This window comes from Polaribacter sp. (assembly GCF_036480315.1).
Lineage (GTDB): Bacteria > Bacteroidota > Bacteroidia > Flavobacteriales > Flavobacteriaceae > Polaribacter.
Genome location: NZ_JAZGGG010000033.1, coordinates 140,720 through 161,234, shown reverse-complemented (window position 1 = coordinate 161,234; position 20,515 = coordinate 140,720). Strand labels below are relative to the sequence as shown.

Annotated in this window: 12 protein-coding genes; all 12 read right to left on the bottom strand. The window is 29.9% G+C overall.

The window, feature by feature from the left end; all coding sequences use genetic code 11:
- Positions 1-31: 31 nt before the first annotated feature.
- Complete coding sequence (locus tag V3V28_RS06720) at positions 32-1,426, bottom strand: RtcB family protein (protein ID WP_331364250.1); 1,395 nt, start codon at positions 1,424-1,426, stop codon at positions 32-34.
- 125 nt (positions 1,427-1,551) lie between these two features.
- A complete protein-coding gene (locus tag V3V28_RS06715) occupies positions 1,552-2,088 on the bottom strand; it encodes a tetratricopeptide repeat protein (RefSeq protein ID WP_331364249.1) in 537 nt (178 codons plus the stop codon).
- A gap of 88 nt (positions 2,089-2,176) precedes the next feature.
- Positions 2,177-2,869 (bottom strand): peptide chain release factor H, encoded by a 693-nt coding sequence (gene prfH, locus V3V28_RS06710; protein ID WP_331364248.1) that lies wholly within the window; start codon positions 2,867-2,869, stop codon positions 2,177-2,179.
- A 240-nt stretch (positions 2,870-3,109) separates the two neighbouring features.
- On the bottom strand, positions 3,110-4,501 hold the full coding sequence (locus V3V28_RS06705) for an RtcB family protein (protein ID WP_331364247.1): 1,392 nt from the start codon (positions 4,499-4,501) through the stop codon (positions 3,110-3,112).
- An 878-nt stretch (positions 4,502-5,379) separates the two neighbouring features.
- Positions 5,380-7,494 (bottom strand): thioredoxin domain-containing protein, encoded by a 2,115-nt coding sequence (locus tag V3V28_RS06700; RefSeq protein ID WP_331364246.1) that lies wholly within the window; start codon positions 7,492-7,494, stop codon positions 5,380-5,382.
- Positions 7,495-7,664: 170 nt separating this feature from the next.
- On the bottom strand, positions 7,665-8,099 hold the full coding sequence (locus V3V28_RS06695; protein WP_331364245.1) for a T9SS type A sorting domain-containing protein: 435 nt from the start codon (positions 8,097-8,099) through the stop codon (positions 7,665-7,667).
- A gap of 370 nt (positions 8,100-8,469) precedes the next feature.
- The gene (locus tag V3V28_RS06690) at positions 8,470-10,119 is read right to left on the bottom strand and encodes an alpha-amylase family glycosyl hydrolase (RefSeq protein ID WP_331364244.1); all 1,650 of its coding nucleotides are present in this window, start codon (positions 10,117-10,119) and stop codon (positions 8,470-8,472) included.
- Positions 10,120-10,127: 8 nt separating this feature from the next.
- Entirely contained in the window at positions 10,128-12,002 is a 1,875-nt protein-coding gene (locus V3V28_RS06685) for an alpha-amylase family glycosyl hydrolase (protein ID WP_331364243.1), read from the bottom strand.
- A 9-nt stretch (positions 12,003-12,011) separates the two neighbouring features.
- Positions 12,012-15,488: a TIM-barrel domain-containing protein gene (locus V3V28_RS06680; protein WP_331364242.1), complete on the bottom strand. Its 3,477-nt coding sequence runs from the start codon at positions 15,486-15,488 to the stop codon at positions 12,012-12,014.
- 7 nt (positions 15,489-15,495) lie between these two features.
- On the bottom strand, positions 15,496-17,451 hold the full coding sequence (locus tag V3V28_RS06675; protein WP_331364241.1) for a glycoside hydrolase family 13 protein: 1,956 nt from the start codon (positions 17,449-17,451) through the stop codon (positions 15,496-15,498).
- A 10-nt stretch (positions 17,452-17,461) separates the two neighbouring features.
- Complete coding sequence (locus V3V28_RS06670; RefSeq protein ID WP_331364240.1) at positions 17,462-19,768, bottom strand: glycoside hydrolase family 65 protein; 2,307 nt, start codon at positions 19,766-19,768, stop codon at positions 17,462-17,464.
- Positions 19,769-19,861: 93 nt separating this feature from the next.
- Entirely contained in the window at positions 19,862-20,515 is a 654-nt protein-coding gene (gene pgmB / locus V3V28_RS06665) for a beta-phosphoglucomutase (protein WP_331364239.1), read from the bottom strand.

Here is a 20,515-nt window from a genome sequence, read left to right as displayed (position 1 = left end):
TTCACTAACATCTTAAAATGAACAAGAAAGACTACTTCTTTTTATCTTGTCTTCTCCTATTTTTCCAAGGTGCATTCATTTGCCAATTACCTGCCATAATACAACCGTAAGGTAACACTTCATCAATAACTTCTCCTAAACCAAATTCAACCATTTGATTTCTTACAGTTTCCGCATTTTTATACGCAGAAGGTAATTCTGTAATATCAATTTCGTTAGAGAAAAAACGGATATCTAATCCTTTTGTTTCTTCTTCAAAAATTTCTTCATTTGTACCTGTTTTACTTTTTCTATGCTGTGTTCTACTTACATTTCTTCCTGCTCCATGAGGTGCAAAACCTAAATTATTTTCAGTCGTTTTTCCTTCCACAATTAAAACTGGTTCGCTCATATTTAAAGGAATTAATCTTGGCCCAGTAATATCTGGCATAAATTTTTCGTCTAAAGGCGTTGCTCCTTTTGCATGGTAAAATAAATCTCCATCTTTAAAAACAAAATTATGTTCGTTCCAAAATCTATTTTCTTTTTCAATTTGTAATTTTTCTAAAGTTGCATTATGTAAAACTTCGTGATTTAATTTTGTCCATTTTCTAATAATTTGCAATGCTTCCCAATACGCTTTTCCTTCTTCTGTTTCATACGGAATCCACGCATTTTGCTTTAAAGTTTGTGGAGATAATTTTTGTCTAAATTGTTCAGCAATTTTCATTCCTCTTCCATATAAATTCGCTCCAAAACCTCTACTTCCATGATGTGTAATTAACATCGTATTTCCTGTATTTTTAGATTTACCGACAAACAAAAAATGATTTCCATCTCCTTGAGTTCCTAATTGAGTTCTTGCTGCAGAAATACATTTTTGATTATTCAAAAACGGATTTCCTTCAATTTCTAATAATAAATCAGCAGGAAAACGAAATTGTACATCTCTATCTCTTCCTCCAGGACCAAAATGCGTAATTGAATGCGCTGCATCTAAAACCTCTTTAGGATCTGCCTTTCCAAAATCGGTTAACATTACAGAACAACAAATATCTGCAGAGTGCATTCCTGGATGAATCGCATTTTTTGCAATTACAATTCCACCAACAGGAATGGTTCCTTCTGGACCTGTAGGGCAAGCGTCTGGCATAATTGCACCACCAACAATTGTAGGCGTTTTCATTAATGTTTCCATCGATTTTGTTACAGAATTTACATTAATTGCTTCTAGTTCATTTTCCACTTTTATATTGATGATTAAATCGGCAGTTTTCTCTAACAAATCTATTTCTGACCCTAGTTTAAACTGTTCTAAATAAGTTGAAATTTCAACTTCTATTAATTGATTCTTATTAATATATTCAATTGCTTTTGGAAACCATTTTCCTGGTTTAAAATCCAATGCAATAATTTCTTTTCCTGATATTTTTATTTTACTTTCCATTTTCTCTATTGATTATGCTCTGTGAACTCCTCGTTTCACAGAGCGATTACTCTTGAAAGAATTACTCTTTCTTGATTTCGATACAAACATCTTACACTATTACGCAATTTTTTTGCGTAGTTAAATTAATTTCTCTTTTTCTTTCGTTTTTTATCCTTTTTTGATAATTTCACCTTATTTTTCTTTGGAACCTTACCTTTAATTCTACTTTTCTCTTCATTTACGCTTTCCATAAATTCTGAATTATAAGTGTTCTCTTTTGCCAATTTTATAAAAGTCAATGCTTTTTTATACTCTTTTAATTGTTCATATAAAATGGCTTTCTTTAAATATAAAAACGCTTTGTCAGATCCTTTTACTGTTAAAGCAAAATCTATAAACTCATCTACTTCTTTGTAATCTTCATTCCATAAAAGTGTGTTTATGTATGGTGTATAAACTTCAAAAGCATAGATATTTTCTGCTAAAACTTGTTTGAAATAAACAATTGCTTCTTCATATTTAAATAATTTTTCTGAATGTACTTTCCCAATTAAAGTTAAAGCCATCGTATTTTTATCGTCGTAAGACAATGCATAATTTAAAGCTTCCATCACTTCTTCCAAATCGTAAGGGTAATTTTCTAATGCTTTAAAAACATAGTTGTTTGTTAATGTTCCCATTTTGTTGTTTTTTATACGTTTGTCATTTCGACCTTGTAGAGAAATCTCAAAAGATCTTTCGACTGTGCTCAAGATGACATTTGATATTCTATTCTAATTGTTTTCTTAAATCTTTTTTAAGATAATTTCTCTTATTCTTAAATGATTTCTCATTATTAATTTGTTTAAAATCTGAACCTGTAAAAACTCTAACAGGATTTCCTCTTTCTACTGTTTGATGATTTTTCCATTGATTTTTTATTTGTTCTTTTACTTGATCAATATTAAAAACCGCAACTTTTTCTTGTAATCTTTTTATCGCAATTTTTTTATTTTGATGTTGAGATCTGCTGTCCATAACCAAGACTTGTAAACCTGTTTTTATATGTTTTGCTCTTATTGCAGAACTAACTTTATTCACATGCTGTCCTCCAGCTCCAGAACTTCTAATTGCTTGAAATTTTATTTCGTTTTCATTAATTTCTAATGATTCTGAATTTTCCACTTCAAAACAACCAATAAACCAGTTTTTACGTTTGTTCAGTTTTCTAAATGTTGAGTTCCCAATCCATTGAATTGTACCCAACCAATTTGTTAAAAAACCAGCAAGTTGATTTCCTTTTAACTGAATACTTACAGATTGTACTGTGCCATTTTCTATTCCGTTTTCTTTGTGTAAAATTGTATACTCAATCTTATTGGATATCAATTCTTTTAGAAATATTTTTAACACTTTGGCAACCACAAAAGCACATTCTAAAGGTCCTTTTCCTGCTGATATTTGAATTGTTTTTGTTTTCATAACTTTTATTTTAAGAAGAGAGAAAAAAGAGATTAGAAAATAGACTTCCAATCTTTCTCTTTTCTCTTTTCTCTTTTTTCTATTATCTCTTTTCTTTGTTCTCTTTTTAATATTCTATTCGCTTTTAGTTTTTGACATTTAGCTAGCAAAAATGCTTGCGTTAGGGATTGAAACGGCATCCTTTTTGTTTTTCACAAAAAGATATAGTGTAAAGCCCGACCAACAGGTAACGCCCAAAAACTATGAATTCATTCTTACAATTTTAGGTCTAAAAGTGCCTAACACTTCTACCAATTCTTGCTGATTTGCCATCACTTTTTTAATGTCTTTATAAGCCATTGGTGCTTCATCAATTCCGCCACCGATTAGCGTTACATTGTTCATATTCAATTGATGCGTTACATCGCTTTTTGTGAACTTTTCTTTACACTTTTTACGAGAATGTTTTCTACCAGCGCCATGTGAAGCCGACTGTAAACTTTCTGTATTTCCTAAACCACGAACTATAAAACCTGGTGCTGTCATAGAACCTGGAATAATTCCCAAAGCTCCTTTTTGAGCAGGAGTTGCTCCTTTTCTATGTACAATACATTCCTTACCTTTTATAGTTTCTTTCCATGCAAAATTGTGATGATTCTCAATTTTTACAATTGGTTTTGCGCCTAATTCTTTGGCAATTCTATCGTGAATATTATCATGACAAGCCTTGGCATAATCGCCAGCTAAGTTCATTGCCAACCAATATTCTTGTCCATCGTGTGTATCTAAATCTAACCATGCTAAATGCTGTACGTTTTTTGGTAACGGACATTGTTTTGTTGCCAAATACGTATAATGTTTCGCAATATTTGCACCTAAACCTCTGGAGCCACTGTGTGATAACACGCCAATATATTCGCCGATTTTTAAGTCGAATTCGTTATTTTCTTCTGTAATTGAAACAGTACCAAATTCTACAAAATGATTTCCTCCTCCAGAAGTTCCTAATTGTTTAAATGCTTTGTCTTTTAAGCGTTTTATTAATGGAATCTCATTAAATTCATCTCTATAAAATATTTCATGATCTTGTTTTTTATCGTGCGTTTCTCGCATTCCGAATTTTGTGTGATTCTTTAAAATATTTTCATATTGATGTACTTTTCCTTTCAAAAATGAAAGCGGAATTGGATATACGGTTAAACACATTCTGCAACCAATATCTACACCAACTCCATAAGGAATTACTGCATTATCTGTGGCTAAAACGCCACCAATTGGCAAACCATAACCATAATGTGCGTCTGGCATTAATGCGCCTTGCACAGCAATTGGTAGTTTTAAAGCGTCATACAATTGAAACTTTGCTTGTTCATCAATTTCGTTTTCTCCATAAATGGAAAACGGAACTCTTGTGTTTCTTAATTGATGCATTTTAACTTCAACGGGTTTTACCAAACCTTCTGCTACTTTACCCCAAATTGCATTTCCTTGAAATTTTTCTGGTGATAAAAGCACTTCTTTTGCTTCCTCTAAAATGCGCTCTTTCTTTTCTCTTTTTCTGTATCTACTTATTTGACCTAAAGCGATATTGATACTATTGTTCTTTGGAAACCCTAATTTTATTAGATCTTTTCCTTTTAATTTATTTCCCACGATTTTAATTTTGAGATGTTTTGTTTTAAGGAAATCAACTTTTGGTCGATTCCTTCTCTTTAATAAAGATTAAAAACCTTTATTTGGATTCCCGTTTTCACGGGAATGACAGATTAATTGGAAACTTTTTGGCAAACCCAAAAAGTGTTCTTTTTGAATAGTTTCGGAAAGTCTTTAGGAAAAAATAGCCATAAAAAAAGTCCGAGAGTTTAAAACTTCGGACTTTTCATATATGATAGTGTTTGCTATTTATAATTCTGAAAGTCGCGAAGTAAACAATAAAAAGAACCTCGTTCTCTTTGTGTGTTTTTGTTGAATGATGATATGATCATTGTACTTCGTTTTTATGCTGATGTTATTCAACGATTATTATTGTTGCTTTACTGCGATGCAAACCTATAACGTATTTTTGAATTTTACAAATAAAACTTAAGTCTATTTCACTGACAGTTAGTTGCTTAATTTATTTTTAGGCAATTGATTTCCTGTCCGAATTGATTCAGATATTAGGAGTTTAGATAACTCTTTGAAGTTGTGATATGTACTTAATAATTACACGTTTCTTTGTCATTAATTAATTTTGAAAAAATGTGAAAATAAATTTTCACTAGATTCCTGTTTTCACAAGAATGACAGTTTTATTTGTTTCTCAATTGTAAATTGAGAGGTTTTTTTCAATAAAAAAAGCGTCCAAAAATTGAATTTTGGACGCTTTTACTATTTTTAATTAAAGTTATTCTCTAGAATATGCATTTAAATAGTCGCAAATCGCGTCCGTATTTATGTTGTTTATATATATTCATAGGTTAATCCTTTAGTTTATTATCTTGTTTTGAATTGCAAATATGCGAAAAAATTATAAACTAAAAGTGTTAAAATTATTTCTTAATATTTTCTAACGCTTTTTTTATACTGGTTTCTGGCTTTTTACAAGTACCATTTACACAGACATAAATTAACGTATTCTCTTCATTATATTTATAAGTTAACAGTGGCACTGTAATATTTTCTTTGTTAGTCCCAGCAATTAAAATATTTGGAAAATAATTATTAATTAGGCTTTTATTTATTTCTGTGGTATTATTACCTGCAACAACAACTTCATAAAAAGGTTTTGTAAAATTGGTCATTAAATTTAACCAATTGCTATAATTTACAGGACTCCTTTTTACATCTTCCTTTAAATTATTAAGCATTTGTTCTGAAGTATTTGAGTACTTTTTATCAGAATAATAATGCCCTAATTTAAATAAACTATTTGCTATAATTGAGTTTGATGAAGGAATTACACCATCAATAACTTCATATTTTCTTGCAATTAAGTTTTCATCTTTTTTAGATGTAAAATGAAACATTTTGTTATTCTCATCAAAGAAGTTAACAAATAAATGATCAACTAACTTTTTTGATGTGGTTAACCATTTTTCTTCTAAAGTTACTTCATATAAAGAAATAAAAGCCTGTATTAAAGTAGCATAATCTTCTGAATATGCATTAATAGTACTTTTATCGTTTTTAAAGTTTCTATTTAATCCTCCATCTTTTCTTAATTGATTTTCTATTAAAAATTTTGCATTTACTAAAGCAGTTTTTAAAAACTCTTCATCTTCAAAAGCTCTATATGCATCAACATAACCTTGTAACATTAAAGCGTTCCAAGAAGTAAGTACTTTATCATCTAAATTAGGTTTACTCCTTTTATCTCTAACTTCTTTTAATACTTTTTTCCATTTAGAAATTTTACTGTTTAAATCTTTTAAAGATATTTTATGTTCTTTTACAAATACTTCTTTTGATTTGTTTCTAATCAATACATATTTCTCATTCTCCCATAATCCGAAATCATTAATATTATAAAAGTCTTTAAAAAGATTAAAATCACTTCCTAATAGTTTTTTTAATTCTTCAATCTTCCATTCATAAAAAACGCCTTCTTCTTTTTCTCCTTGTTTATTTTTACTGTCTGCATCTAAAGAGGAATAAAATGCGCCATTTTTTGCTGTTAACTCTTCTTTAATGAAGTTTAGCGTTTCTATTACTGTGCTTTTATACAAATTATTTTTAGTATTCAAATATGCTTTAGAATATAGACTTACCAATTGCGCGTTGTCATATAACATTTTCTCAAAATGAGGAATATGCCACTTTTCATCTACAGAATACCTAGAGAAACCGCCACCGATTTGATCATAAATTCCTCCATAGGCAATTTTAGTAAGGGTAGTTTTTAAATGTTTTTCTATGGACGTGTCCTTAAATTGATGATTATATCTCAATAAAAAATCTAAAGAATTTGGCATTGGAAATTTTGGCGCATTTTTAAATCCGCCATAAATAGTATCAATTTGAGTTTTCCATACATCTATTGATGCACTTATATCTTTATTACTAAATTTTGGAACTTCTTTATTCAAAGTAATCAATTGTGATTCTTGAATACCTTTTGTAAGGTTTTCTGCAAATTCAACCGCTTTCTCTGGTTCTTCTTTATAAAGTTTAGAAATATTGATTAAAACTTTAGACCATTGTTCTTTTGTAAAATAAGTTCCTCCAAAAATGGGTCTTCCATCTGGAAGTGCAATACAGTTTAGTGGCCAGCCACCACTACCTGTCATTAATTGAACAGCATTCATATATACTTTATCAACATCTGGTCTTTCTTCTCTATCAACTTTTATACTGATAAAGTTATCATTCATAATTTTAGCAATAGAATCGTTCTCAAAGCTTTCTTCTTCCATTACATGACACCAATGACATGCAGAATACCCTACAGAAATAACAATTAATTTATTTTCTTTTTTTGCAAGTTCTAAAGTTTCATTATTCCAAGGTTTCCAATTTACAGGATTATAAGCGTGTTGTAATAAATACGGGCTTGTTTCGTGAATTAGGTCGTTACTTTTTTTATCTGAAGGTTTTTCTTTTGTAGTACAACTGGTGATAATCAATAAGAATAAGATAAAAAATGCGTTTTTGATAAGTGTTTTCAAAAGTAAAATTATTTAAAAGATAAAGATATAAATTTAAGGCATAAAAAAAACACTCAAAATAAAATTTGACCGTTTTAATTATAAAATTTTTACACTTAATTATTGCTTAATAAACTTTGTTGTACCAACAGCATTATCTATAACATATTTAATTAAATAAACTCCTAAACTTAATTCAGAAAACCTATACTTTTAGATTTTTCATTAACATAAATCGTTTTTACAATTTTCCCTAAAATATTATAAATACTTGCTTTTTGAATTGTTTTATCCGAAGAAATCTTTAAGAAATAAGTTGTTGGGTTTGGGTAAAAATTTACGTTTGCAAAAGTATTGCCTTTAATACTTGCAGTTGCTGAACTTAACAATACAATATCATCCGTATAGAAAGTAAAATTCGCTACTAATTTACCAAAAGAATCAATTTTACTAATCGTTGAATAATCGAATGTTAAAGTTTTCCAAGCATTTGCTACAGTTGTTAAAACCTCTTTTTGAAAGCTAATTGCTGCCTTTCCAGAGTTTTCTACTTTTAATAATACTTTAATTCCTACTCTAGGTGAATATACTTTCATTCTAAAAGTATCATTAGTGGTGAAATCCATAACTGCACTTAAAACGAATGAGCTTTCTCCCCAAACTTCTCTAGCATTTTTTTTTACCTTTTTACCAACATTTGCAGATGTATTGTCTGCATTATTCTGTGGGCTCTTCTGTTGTTACAATTACTCCATTAAAACCTCCCGAATTCTGATTTTGAGTTTTATAATCTTCTGTAGTATAGTTTTTTATTAGAGGTAGTTCTTGAGCAGAATTTATAACAGAAATAAAGAGAAGAAGAAATAATAAAAATACGATTCTATAAATATCTGGTTTAGTAATGTTTGGTTTCTAAATTATTTTAAATATTATAAAACTGGAAGGGAAAAATATTTTGTATGGTTTTTGTATAGGTAGTAAATACAAAGAAAAATTCTACTTTTCAATTAAAACAATATCAAAAACTGAATCTATTGTTGCTTTACCATTTATGACCACTATAGATTTACTGGAATAAAAATCATTTAATTGCATTCCGTTTTTAAAGACTGATGAAACATCGATCACTTTTTTTCCTTTTGGTAAATTAATTCCTACTACTACTTTATCTTTATTTCTAACTCTTGAAAAAACCAAGCCATTTTCTTCTGAAATTAATGTATGCTTTCCAGCTCCAACAGCCATATGATTTGCTCTAAACTGACCTAGTTTTTGCCAATGATTTAAAATTTGTTTCGTTTTTTCTTTCGATTCAATATCATTCCAATTCATAAAAGAACGTAAAGTTGCATCACCTACAGTTCCTTCAACTGTTAAATTTCTTGCAGATTCATCTCCATAATAAATTTGTGAAGTTCCTGAAGTTAACAACAACATTGTTGCAGTTTTAATTGGCATTTCTCTTTCTTTATCAAAAGGATTTCCATCATCATGAGATGTCATGTAGTTTAATACTCCATAACCTTTTAAATTGGTATTTAAAAGAGAATCGTATTTATGAAAAACATCCTTTTCTACCATTTGCTTTACATTCCATTTTAACTCAAAATTAATTAAACTATTAAATGCTTTATCAAAATAGTTAACTTTTTTATCTCCAAAATCAAATGCTTTACCGTGAGAAATGGAGTAATTATAAACTTCACCAACTAAATAAAAATCATTATTATCTAATATTTTCTCTGAATTGTTCTTTTTATATTCAGCAAAAGCAATGTCACATTCCGTTTTAAATTCTTGCCATACAAATTCTTCTGTATGTTTTACAGTATCTACTCTGTAACCATCAATTCCGAATTCAGTAATATAATCTGTTAACCATTTTATGATGTAAAAACGTGGTGCTCTTGGATGCCCAGTCTTTGTAAAGAATGCATCTAATTCTTTTATTTCTTGCTCATAACGACCTTCAGCCTTCCATTTTGCAACCAATTGTGGAGGCAATTGTACAGCTTCATTACTTTCAGTTTTAATATCTGGTAAGTTTTTAACCAACGTACAAGAAATCGTATGCTCATAATTATCATAAGAACATTGTGGACCAGTTCTTACCCAATCACTAGGCCAAACAGGATCCATTTCTGTTACAGGACCTGTATGATTAATAACTGCATCTAGAAGAACTCTAATTCCATTTTTATGAGCCAATGCAACTAATTCTTTCAAATCTTCTTTTGTGCCGTAATTTGGATCAATTTTTGTCCAATCTTTTGCCCAATAACCATGAAAACCATAAGATAAACCAGTCCCTTCATCTGTTCCTCCATGAATTTGCTCCACAATAGGTGTCATCCAAATAGCATTGATTCCTAATTTGGTAAAATATCCTTCTTTTATTTTTTGAGTAATTCCTTTAATGTCTCCACCTTCAAAGCCTCTTAATTTTCCAGTTTCTTTAGTTCTATCAAAATTAATATCATTGGTTGTATCTCCATTATTAAAACGGTCTGTCAATAAAAAATAAATGTTTGCTCCTTCCCAAACAAATTCTTTTTTAGCAAGTTTTGTTTCAGTTTTTTCTTCTGATAATTTTTCTTGACAACTAAAGGTTATTACTATTACGAATAAGAAAAGTATTTTTTTCATAATTAATTTTATTGAAGTTGAAGAATAAATGATTCTAATGGCTTTAAATCAATTCTTAATTTTGCTTGATCATCTTTAACAACCAAAGTTGTTGAATAGGTTTTATATAATTGATCTTCAATTTTATATTCACCTAATTTTAAGTTCCATTTTTCAATAATATCTTGTGGTAAACTTAAATCGAAACCATACATGTTTTTTGAATTAAAGTTAGAAACGATAATTAATTTTTCAGTATTACTCCAACGAACAAAAGACAAAACTTTGTCATTATACCATTCTGTATTCTCACGATTAAATTGATGAATATCTGCATATTCTCCCATTAGAGCATCAGAGTTAATCGTAAAATTTAATAAACGTTTATAAAAATCTCTTAAATCTGTTTCTTCTTTTGTAGATTTCTCTCCATCAAATTGCTTATTATTAACCCATCTTTGAAGCGAAGGAACACCTACATAATCAAAAATAGAAGTTCTACTTGGTGTTCCAAAACCTGCGTTTTCAGAACCATCTTCACCAAATTCTTGTCCGAAATAAATCATTATTGGCGACGTAGAAATTGTTGTAGATACTACCATTGCAGGCTTTCCTTTTAAAGCATTTCCTGCGAATTCTGGACTCGCAATTCTTTGCTCATCATGATTCTCTAAAAAGTGCAACATATTGTGCTCAATATCTTTTAAATCTTCTTGAATTGGAGGAATATTATCTGTTAATCCATGACCTTGCATTACATGTTTTATGGTATCATACAAAGCAACTTTATCATACAAATAATCCATTTTTCCTTTTCTAATGTAATCTCTATACATTTTAGGATTATACACTTCTGCTAACAAAAATGCATCTGAATTCTTCATTTTTATAGATGAATTCATAAAACTCCAAAACTCAACAGGCACCATTTCTGCCATATCGTATCTAAAACCATCAACGTCTTTCTCTGCCCAATACAAAGCAATATCTCTAAACTTTATCCAAGAATTTGGCACTGTTTTATCTTGCCAAAATTCGTAATGTTTTTTGTAATCTTCGTTTTCAAAACCTTGAGGTAATTCATCAAAATCTTTTTTCCCTTCAGGCGAAATACCATAATTTACTTTTACAGTTTCATACCAGTCATAAAAACTCGGTTTTGGCGAACGAGATCCATTTCCTGTCCATTTTGCAGGGTTTTCCTTGAATTTCTTATCAGATAAAACATTATTTTCTCCACTTAAAGGTAAATATCCATTTAAAAAATCTGGCACTTGAAAAGCTTCATTTGGCGAATAGTAAAAATTATTATTGACATCATAAACTACAGTTTTATTATCTTCTGCGCCAAAATCTGTTGTTCCTTCTGGGTTTGATAAACTTTGATAATTTCTTGCCACATGATTAGGCACAATATCAATAATAACTTTCAATCCGTTTTTATGAGAACGTTCTATTAATGCTTCAAATTCTTGCAATCTGTTTTCAACATTTACTGCCAAATCAGGATTCACATTGTAATAATCTTTCACAGCGTAAGGAGAACCTGCTCTACCTTTTACAACATCAGGATCGTCATTTGAAATCCCATATTTTGTATAATCACGAATTACATCATGATGTGGAACACCTGTGTACCAAATATGTGTAACTCCTAAATCTTTAATTTCAGTTAATGCTTTATCAGTAAAATCGTTGAATTTTCCGACACCATTCTCTTCAATAGTTCCCCAAGGTTTATTCGTGGTATTTGTATTACCAAATAATCTTGTAAAAACCTGATAAACAACTGTTTTTTTCTTGACGTTTGTAATCTCTATCTTCTTTTTTGATACTTTTTCTGTTGAACAACCAATTAAGATTACTAAAATGAATACGGATAAAACGTTATTTATTTTTTTCATAATTGATTTCTATTTTAATGTTATTTTTACTTTTAATTCTTTTTTTGGATTCCATTTTAAAGGAATCGTTATTTTATTATTTTCTGATGAAATTTGGTTTGTACTTCCATCAACTTTTATTTTTTTCGGATTCCAATTGATATTATGAATAACCAATTTTATTTCTTTTTCTGAAGTATTCCAATTCTCACCAAATTCTGCTTCAAAATCAATTTCTAAACATCGTTTTGTTATTTCAGCTTCAAACGTTAAAACTTCAAAATCTCCTTTTTCAAAAGCATTTGCTGTCAATCCATCATCATTATAAAACTCTCGTTTACTTTCTTTTTTTGAAGCGTCATAGTAATAATGAAGCACTAATTTATCTCCGTTATAATCATCAGTTGTCTGTATCAATTCTGACATTAAAACAAATGCGCCTCCACGAACATAAGTAGGAATTGAGTTTTCTTTAACATCAACTGTTTTAGTTATTCCGCCTGCAACTTTTTCATCAGAATAAAAATTATACCAATTTGCAGTTTTAGGAAAATAAATTTCTTTAGTTTTTACTGAATCTTTTAAAATTGGAGTGATTAAAAAATCTTTCCCCCATAAATACGTAGTTGAGTTTGTCATTAACTCTTCATCATCTTCTTCAAAGAAAATAGGGCGCATTAAAGGTGTTCCCTTTTGATTATTCTCAAACGCTAAATTGTAATTATATGGCAATAATTTATAACGTAATTCAATAGATTTTTTGGCTAATTTCTTTGCTTTCTCACTTCTAAAAACAGGTTCACTTGGTACATCTTCTTGTGCGTGAGGTCTATAAATTGGCTGAAAAACGCCATATTGTAACCAACGTGTGTATAAATTATCATCTAAATTTGCACCTGCAAAACCACCTAAATCAGAATGCATATACCCCAAACCTTGCATTCCCATCTGTAAAGCAATTTCTGGTTGAGATTGCAATCCCCCCCAAGTTCTATTTACATCTCCAGACCAAGGAATCATTCCAAAACGCTGAGAACCTGCAGCTCCTGCACGCATTAAAATAAAAGGTCTTTCATTCGAGAATTCTTTTTGATATCCTTCAAAAATTAAACGTGCCCAATCCTGTCCATAAATATTATGAACTTCATCTGCAGAACCAGTTGCATGTTGCACCCAAGCTGGGTGTACTTCTGGCTCACCTAAATCTCCCCAAAGTCCTTTTGCGCCTAAATCTAAAATATCTTTATAAATGTTCCAAAACCATTCTTTCCCTTCTTTTTTGTAAATATCTACAATTCCAGTATTTCCAAAGTAAAAATCATATTTAGCAGGATTTCCAACAGAATCTTTGGCTAAAACATCTTTTTCTACAGCTTCTTTCCATTTTTTAGAATTAGACAATATAAATGGTTCTGTGATTAAAACTGTTTTAACACCTTTATCTTTTAAACGAGAAATCATTCCTTTCATATCTGGAAAAGAATCTTTATAAACCTCTAAATTTCCCATTGTTCCTTTCAACTCTTTTCCAAACCAATACAAATCTAAAATTATAGCATCTACAGGAATTTTTTCTTCTTTAAATTTATCTATAGTTGCTTCTGTTTCTTTTTGAGAATGATAGCCAAATCTACTTGAAAAATTACCTAAAGCCCATCTTGGTGGCAAAGGTTGTTTTCCTGTTAAATCGGTATAATTACTTACCAAATCCATCCAAGAATCACCAACAATAACTTGATATGTCTTTCGTCCAGAAATAGTTTCATAAGTTAACGAATTGTCTTTTCTGCTATCTAAATCTAGATAACCAATTGGCGCATTATCAAAATGAATCATGTATTTTTTAGAAGAAATTACAATTGGTAATGTGAAATTCATCAATTCTGAATGCGTTTCATAACCATAATGAGCTCTGTTATACAATTTCAAACGATTACCTCTTCTATTCATTCCCAAAACTCTTGCTCCTCCACCGTACAAAACCTCATCAGAAGTTAAATTGAATTCTATTTTCTCATGAATAGAATCCTTATAATATCCTGCTTTTTCTGATGTTATTTCTTTTCCTTTATAAAAATAAGAAATTTTAAAAGGTGATTTTTCTATGTTAACAGTAATTCCTGAAGTTTTAAATATTGCTTTATTCGTTTCATCAATAAATTCAGGCGATACAAAAGTCGGTTCTAAAACTACTGCATTAGATTCAGCTTTAAATATTTCTCCATTTGGAATAAATGTAGTTTCAATTATTTCAGGTGAATACCCAACTATTCTATATTTCCCATCACTTACTTTGACTTCTACAATTGCGTCAGAATTCATTTTTGCACTAATAAACTTGCGCTCTTTTAAAGCTTCTGGAAATAACCAAAGTATAGTCTCTTCAAAACTTGTTCTCCAAAGTTTTTCATTATGTTTGCCTTCTGGTACAACTTTAGATTTGATATTTTCTGCAGGAAAACCATTCTTTTTTAGAACAGTTACTATATTGTTCATTCCTTTTACTGTCTCATTAATTTCACTGTAAGCTGTGTTTTGTCCTTCTTTTCCTCCAGCTAAAAAATACATCTTTGTATCTTTAATATTTCCATGTGTTTTGGTAAATTCATTAACTTTTGGCGAAAACCAAAATGCTGGTGAAAAGATACCTATTTTTCCAAAAACAGCTGGATATTTTAATCCTGCATAATGAGAAATTAAACCTCCCATTGAACTTCCTATAATTCCTGTATTACATTTATCTTTTAAAGTTTTATAATTTTTGTCTATATAAGGTTTTAAAGTTTCAACAATAAACGTTGTATATGCTTCACCTTCTCCTCCTCCATATTTTTTATTTTTCCAAGGCGAATACTCATCTAATCGTTTAGATTCTCCATTATCAATGGCAACTACAATTAATTTTAAATTCTTTTCGTTATATAATTTATCAATTGTTTCATCTACATTCCATTCTCCGTAATTAGAAGTTGCGCTATCAAAAACATTCTGACCATCATGCATATAAACTACTGGATAAGATTCATTAGATGTTTTGTAATCTGAAGGTAAATACAACCAAACTCTTCGTTTCCTATTTAACTGCGGAATTGTAAATTCTTCTGATAAAATAGTAACATTTCTTGAGGCTGTTGATACTTTTTCTATCTTAAATAAATTACTCCAACCTGCAATTTTAACTTTTAAGGTATCTTTATGTTTTTTAAATGTATAGCTTCGATTTTCAGTACTTAATCCTTTTTTAGTACACTCTGCAGACTCCCAAGAACCTTGGGTAAACTTAAAGTTAAGTTGTCCTTCAATTTTAGGAAGTGTAATTACATGAAAACCATTTTTGCTTTCTAATTTGTATTCCTTTTTTCCACCAGACCAACCTTCGAAATCTCCAGAAATAAAAATTGAGCTATTCTCTTCTGTATTTTCTGGCAATTCATTCACAATAATAGTTACTTGTGCAGAAAAACTAAATGAGGTTAGAACCCCTAATATGAAAATTATTTTTTTCATTTTGAAACTATTTTTTTGTAGTTAAAATAATACTTCCTTTTTCTGATAAAACAACTTTATCTTCCCAAACAAAATCTTCTCCAGTAATAATATTCTTTAATTTCTTTCCTTCTAAACCTATTTCTGAATACCTCTTTAAATCTATAGTAATTGGAGCATCGTTTTTATTAATAATGTTTACAACAACTTCATCTTCTAAAATTCTGAATAGGAAATAAGTTCCGTTAAACGGTGCAAAATGAACCGTTTTACCATCGTGAATAGCTTTAGAGTTTTTACGATAATTTAAAAACTTCTTTAAGAAACTTTGCATGTCTTTTTGATCTGCTTTTAAGCCTTTTCCCGTAAAAGCGTTTACAGTATCATCTTTCCATCCACCAGGAAAATCTGTACGAATTAAACCATGATCTCCTGGTTTTTTAAAATCTTCCATTAAAATTTCTGTTCCGTAATAAATTTGCAAAATTCTTGGCAACATTAAATACGTTGATAAAGCCATTTTTGTATTTGCAATATCTCCTTTTAACTGTGTGTAAATTCTACTCATATCATGATTATCTGGAAAAACCATAATATCCTTTGGTGTTGTATAATGAAAATCATTTGCTAAACCTTCATAAATTTTCACTAAACCTTTATCCCAAGATTCTTTCTCATTTATTCCTTCTACTACATTTCTTTGCATCGCAAAATCCATGGTAGATTTTAAATTAGATTCGTAACCATCTTTATTATTTGCCCCTGTTTGCCAGTAACCAATTAATAACGGATTGTAACTCCATTCTTCACCAACAATAGAAAAATTAGGATATTCTTTCATAATTGCACCAGCCCAATCGCTCATAAATTGCTTTTCAGGATAAGGATACGTATCCTGTCTAATTCCTCCTAAACCAATCGTCTCAATCCACCAGATACTATTTTGAATAATATACTTCGCCATAAAAGGGTTTTTCTGATTCAAATCTGGCATTGTAGGCACAAACCAACCATCTGCCATTCCTTTTTTATCAGCTTTAGAAGCATACATATCTTGATTTGAAGTTCTTCTGTGATTTGAAGTAATTAAAGCTCCTTTATTTTCGAAATTTTCTTGATGATTAACCCAATCTTTAAAAGGCAAATCTTTCATCCACCAATGTTCGCTACCACAATGATTTGCAACTTGGTCCATAATTAATTTGATTCCTTTTTTTCTAGATTCATCAGCCAATTCTCTATAATCTGCTAAAGTTCCAAAACGAGGGTCTATTTCATACAAATCTGTAATTGCATATCCATGATATGAAGATTTTAGCATATCATTTGTTAATAACGGACAAGGCCAAATTGCAGTAAACCCCATCTCATTTATATACTCTAAATGATTTGTAATTCCTTTAATATCGCCACCATGTCTTGCATAATCATCTGCTCTATTAATTGAGTTTTCTTTTAGAAATTGAATAGATTCTCCAATTTTATTTGCTTTTGAAACCCTAGAGCCAATATCATTTGAAATATCTGCATTTGCAAAACGGTCTGGAGTAATTAAATATATAGCATCAGAACTATTAAAACCAATATAATCTTCAGCAGGTTTTTCTCTTGATTTTAACTCGTACGTATGTGTTTTTTTTGTTCCATCATCAAATGTAAAAATGATATCGAACTTTCCTGCTTTTGTTGATTTACCAATGTTTAAATCAATAAATAAGTAGTTTTCACTTCTTGCTTTATTTACTTTTTCAATAGAAACACCATCATAAGAAATTGATGGTTTTGAGTTACCAATTTTGTCTTCTTTTACTAATAATTGTAACGATACATCTTTAAAACCAACAAACCAATTAGGGGGCTCAACTCTTTCTAAAGAGTTATTGGATAGTGGTTTTAAAGAATCTGAAACTTTTTTATCTTTTTTATCACAAGAAATTATTAATCCAAATAATGAAATAAATAAAAGAGCATTAAAGAGTTTCATATCATTATTTTTAAACAGCTAATAAATTACTTGGAGAGACTGTTACCTTTTCTCCGTTAACTAAAATGCTAATTTTTTGACTTCCTTCTAGCTCAAAATGATTTCCATTTTGAGAAACATTTACAGTAATTACTTGATTTCTAAAGTTTACTTTAAATGAATATGTCTTCCATTCTTTAGGAATTTTCGGTAAAAAAGAAAGTGTATTATTCAATACTCTCATTCCTCCAAAACCTTCAACAATACTCATCCAAGTTCCTGCCATAGAAGTAATATGTAAACCTTCTTCTACTTCATGATTATAGTCATCTAAATCTAAACGTGAAGTTCTTAAATAGAACGTATACGCTTGATCCATTCTGTCTAACTTTGCAGCTTGAATACTATGTACACAAGGAGAAAGTGAACTTTCATGAACGGTAAAAGGTTCGTAAAAATCGAAATGTTTTTCTAATTCTTCCGTAGAAAAATCATCTTCAAACATGTAGAAACCTTGTAAAACATCTGCTTGTTTAATATAAGGTGAACGTAAAATTCTGTCCCAACTCCATTTCTGATTGATAGGTCTTTGACTTTTATCTAAATTTTCAACAGTGATTAATTCTTTATCTAAAAAACCATCTTGTTGTAAGAAAACATCTTTCTTTTCTGAATATGGAAAATACATATTGTCAGCAACATTTTTCATAGCCTTTAATTCTTCATCAGAAAAACCAACTTTCTCTTTAATTCTGATATAATCTGAAACATGATCTATTTTTACAACATCAATATTTTCTAACGCATAGTTTATACACCATTTTGCAATGTAGTTTGTGTACCAATTGTTATTAATATTGTTTTCATATTCATTTGGACCTGTTACGCCCAAAATCATGAACTTGTTTTTATCCGAAGAAAAAGTTGCTCTTTGTTGCCAAAAACGTGCAATTCCCATTAACACTTCCAATCCTTTTTCTGGAATGTAAGAATAATCATTTGTAAAACGGTAATAGTTGAAAATTGCAAAAGCGATAGCTCCATTTCTATGAATTTCTTCAAACGTGATTTCCCACTCATTATGACATTCTTCACCATTCATAGTAACCATTGGATACAATGCTGCTCCGTTGGTAAAACCTAGTTTTTCAGCATTCTCAATCGCCTTATCTAAATGATTATATCTGTATTCTAATAATTTTCTTGCAACAGACTGATCTTTTGTAGCCATGTAAAAAGGAATACAATATGCTTCTGTATCCCAATATGTACTTCCTCCGTATTTTTCTCCTGTAAAACCCTTTGGACCAATGTTTAAAGTTGCATCAGTTCCTAAATATGTTTGATTTAGTTGAAAAATATTAAAACGAATTCCTTGTTGTGCTTTTACATCACCTTCTATAGTAATGTCTGACATGTTCCATATTTGTGCCCAAGATTGTTTTTGCATTTCTAATAATGCATCAAAACCAAAACTTACAGCTTTGTCTAAAACTTCTTTTGCAGCAGTAACTAATTCGTCTTTTTTATGATTTCTATCAACCACATAACCACCAAATTTGTGAATGGTAAATGTTTGATTTTGTTTAATTTCTTGTTGATAATTGCAAGATGTAAAATTTGAAGTTTGCTCATTATTACAACCTGTAATAATTTCGCTATTATCTACAAATAATCTAGATTCCATAAAAGTACACGTATAAAAATGTGTCTTCATAGTTCTTGCTTGAATGTAAGATTGTTGATTCTTTTGAGAAACCTCTAAAACATCCCAGAATTGATCATCCCAATTGGTATCTTCATTTGTAATTCCTGCATCTATGTATGGAGTATACGTGATATTTGCTTCAGAATTTAAAGGAGTAACATTATAATTAATGGCACCAACCTCATCAAATTCTAAACTTAAAAAACGTTTTGTATCAACTTTAATTTTGATACCATTTTGTAAAACCGCTTCAAAACTTCTAGACAACCAACCTTCTTTCATATTAAGTTCTCTTCTGAACTTTGAAATTTCTTTACACGTATGTAAATCTAGTTTTTCATCGTTGATTAAAACGTTAATTCCGATCCAGTTTGGTGCATTTAAAACTTTTGCAAAATACTCTGGATATCCATTTTTCCACCATCCAACACGTGTTTTATCAGGGTAATAAACTCCCCCAATATAACTTCCCTGAAACGTATTTCCAGTATATTGTTCTTCAAAATTAGCACGTTGTCCCATGACACCATTACCAATACTGAATAAACTTTCCGAAGATTTCACCATTTGAGCATCAAATCCTTCTTCAAGGATTGACCATTCATTTGGTTTTATATAATCTTGATTCATTTTTTTCCTTTTTTGAGAGAAAAAGAATAAAGAGAAAAGAATATAGGCAACTTAAAACTTTTTATTGTCTTGCTTCTACTTTCTCATTTCTTATTAATTCTCTATTAAATCTTTAATAAAATCGGTACTAATTTCTGTGAAATCTGTGAAGTTAAATTGCGCTTCAGAAAGCACTTTATCATCTCCAATACCAATACTCATCATTTTTGCTGCATTTGCGGCCTCTACACCAGCAACTGCATCTTCAAAAACCACACAATCATTAGCATCTACACCCAATTGTTTTGCTGCAAGCAGAAAAACTTCTGGGTCTGGTTTTGCTTTTGTTACATTATTTCCATCTACAATTGCATCAAAATAATGTAATAAGTTCACTTTTTCTAAAATTGGTTGTGCATTTTTACTTGCTGACCCTAAGGCAATTGGAATATTTCTTTTCTTTAAAAACTCTAAAACTCTAGGAACATCAGGAAGAATTTCAGATTCATCCATATTTTCTATATACGCTAAATAGTCAACATTTTTCTCGACCATCCAAATATCAAATTGTTCTTGTGTTGCTTCTTTATTACCAATTTCTAACAAAATTTCTAAACAACGTTTTCTACTAACGCCTTTAAATAATTCGTTTTGTTCTTTGGTAAATTCGAAACCTAATTGATTCGCTAATTTTCTCCACGCTAAATAATGGTATTTGGCAGTGTCAACTATAACACCATCCAAATCAAAAATAAATCCTTTTTTCAT